1 rRNA gene is annotated in these 1802 nt (G+C 55.9%); it reads left to right on the top strand.

The window, feature by feature from the left end:
• Positions 1–1753, top strand: a 23S ribosomal RNA gene (locus AB0H49_RS34385); the annotation flags it as partial.
• Positions 1754–1802 lie beyond the last annotated feature (49 nt).

Raw genomic sequence — 1802 nt, forward strand, 5'->3', positions numbered from 1 at the left:
GAGTGAGAATGCAGGCATGAGTAGCGAAAGACGAGTGAGAAACTCGTCCGCCGAATGACCAAGGGTTCCTGGGCCAGGTTAATCCGCCCAGGGTGAGTCGGGACCTAAGGCGAGGCCGACAGGCGTAGTCGATGGACAACGGGTTGATATTCCCGTACCCGTGTATCCGCGCCCAATGGCGAGGCAGTTGTGCTAACCATCCAAAACCGGATCGATTCCCTTCGGGGAACGTGATGGGGCTGCATGGGACCCTGGCTGTAGTAGTCAAGCGATGGGGTGACGCAGGAAGGTAGCTGGGCCAGTCAGTGGTTGTACTGGTGTAAGCCTGTAGGGCGTTGTGTAGGCAAATCCGCACAACATGTGCCTGAGAGGTGATGCGTAGCCGATTGAGGCGAATTCAGTGATCCTATGCTGCCGAGAAAAGCCTCTAGTGAGTTGGTACACGGCCCGTACCCCAAACCGACACAGGTGGTCAGGTAGAGAATACTGAGGCGATCGAGAGAACTGTGGTTAAGGAACTCGGCAAAATGCCCCCGTAACTTCGGGAGAAGGGGGACCAACGCTGGTGACGGCCCTTGCGGTCTGAGCTGGTGGTGGTCGCAGAGACCAGAGAGAAGCGACTGTTTACTAAAAACACAGGTCCGTGCGAAGTCGTAAGACGATGTATACGGACTGACGCCTGCCCGGTGCCGGAAGGTTAAGAGGACCGGTTAGCGGACTTGTTCCGCGAAGCTGAGAATTTAAGCCCCGGTAAACGGCGGTGGTAACTATAACCATCCTAAGGTAGCGAAATTCCTTGTCGGGTAAGTTCCGACCTGCACGAATGGCGTAACGACTTCTCTGCTGTCTCAACCACAGACTCGGCGAAATTGCATTACGAGTAAAGATGCTCGTTACGCGCGGCAGGACGAAAAGACCCCGGGACCTTCACTATAGCTTGGTATTGGTGTTCGGTACGGTTTGTGTAGGATAGGTGGGAGACTGTGAGACATGCACGCCAGTGTGTGTGGAGTCGTCGTTGAAATACCACTCTGATCGTATTGGACCTCTAACCTCGGACCATGATCTGGTTCAGGGACAGTGCCTGGTGGGTAGTTTAACTGGGGCGGTTGCCTCCTAAAATGTAACGGAGGCGCCCAAAGGTTCCCTCAGCCTGGTTGGCAATCAGGTGTCGAGTGCAAGTGCACAAGGGAGCTTGACTGTGAGACAGACATGTCGAGCAGGGACGAAAGTCGGGACTAGTGATCCGGCACCGGCAAGTGGAAGCGGTGTCGCTCAACGGATAAAAGGTACCCCGGGGATAACAGGCTGATCTTCCCCAAGAGTCCATATCGACGGGATGGTTTGGCACCTCGATGTCGGCTCGTCGCATCCTGGGGCTGGAGTAGGTCCCAAGGGTTGGGCTGTTCGCCCATTAAAGCGGCACGCGAGCTGGGTTTAGAACGTCGTGAGACAGTTCGGTCTCTATCCGCCGCGCGCGTCAGAAACTTGAGGAAGGCTGTCCCTAGTACGAGAGGACCGGGACGGACGAACCTCTGGTGTGCCAGTTGTCCTGCCAAGGGCACCGCTGGTTAGCTACGTTCGGAAGGGATAACCGCTGAAAGCATCTAAGCGGGAAGCCTGTTCCAAGATGAGGTTTCTCACCCCCTCGAGGGGGTAAGGCCCCCCACAGACCATGGGGTTGATAGGCCAGAACTGGAAGCACGGTAACGTGTGGAGGTGACTGGTACTAATCGGCCGAGGACTTACCAACAAAGAAGCTACGCGTCCACTGTGCGGTATCTGAAACAACACACAGACAC

The sequence above is a fragment of the Nocardia sp. NPDC050713 genome, assembly GCF_040654315.1.
Taxonomy (GTDB): Bacteria; Actinomycetota; Actinomycetes; order Mycobacteriales; family Mycobacteriaceae; genus Nocardia.